This is a genomic window from Caballeronia terrestris (genome assembly GCF_001544515.1).
GTDB classification, from domain to species: domain Bacteria; phylum Pseudomonadota; class Gammaproteobacteria; order Burkholderiales; family Burkholderiaceae; genus Caballeronia; species Caballeronia terrestris.
In genome coordinates, this window is record NZ_FCOL02000528.1 from 1 (window position 1) to 870 (window position 870).

Genomic DNA, 870 nt, shown 5'->3' on the forward strand with positions numbered 1-870 from the left:
ATTACGTCGTTGCTCGTCGGTGTGCTGGAGGGCGAGGGCAAGCTGAACCCGTCGACCAGGGTAGCGCCGTTGATTACGAAAGCGCGGCCCGATCTCGCTTCGCAACTCGCAGACAAGCAGGACATCGAGCTGCGCCACCTGATGTCGATGTCGAGCGGCCTCAGCTATCAAACGCGCGAAGGCACCGATCCGCTCTACTACGGCGCACCAGACCGGTTGCGCGTCGCGGTGACGGCCCGTGCCGCGAAGGCGCCCGGTACGGACTTCGACTACATCGACGTGAATCCGGTATTGGTCGGCACGGCGGTCAGCGTCGCCGCGCACGAACGTGAGGACCGTTTCGCCGAAACGAAACTCTTCAAGCCGCTCGGCATGTCGCACTACCGCTGGACGGGCGTCGACGAGACGGGCGCGGTCGCGGGCGGCTGGGGTCTGCGCCTGCGCGCAATAGACATGGCGAAGATCGGCATGCTGATGCTCGAAGACGGTCGCTGGCAAGGCAAGCAGATTGTCCCGCAAGCATGGATAAGGCAGATGACGTCGCCCTCGCCCGCCGCCGCCGACTACGGCTACTACTGCTGGATTCAGCACGTCGTCGAGAAAGGACAGCCGGAATTCGGCGCGATGGGCTTCAAGGGCCAATTCATCACCGTGCTGCCCGCGCGGCATGCGGTCGTCGTGATGACGAGCCTCCTGCCCACCGATGGCGGCTTGCGTGATGCGACGTATCTGAAGCAGTACCGTCACATGGTGAACGATTTCATTCTTCCCGCACTGACGCCATCCACCCGGCCGGTTGCGAGCGCCGCGAAGACCGAAGCGCTGAGAGAAGAACTCGAACGCAGCAGCCGCACGCAGGGCGTGCCAGGC

Annotated in this window: 1 protein-coding gene; it reads left to right on the forward strand. The window is 64.1% G+C overall.

Features of this window, described 5'->3' with window-relative positions; translation table 11 throughout:
- Positions 1 to 870: serine hydrolase domain-containing protein (locus AWB67_RS38745; protein ID WP_087660934.1), on the forward strand; the 870-nt coding region annotated here is incomplete at both ends.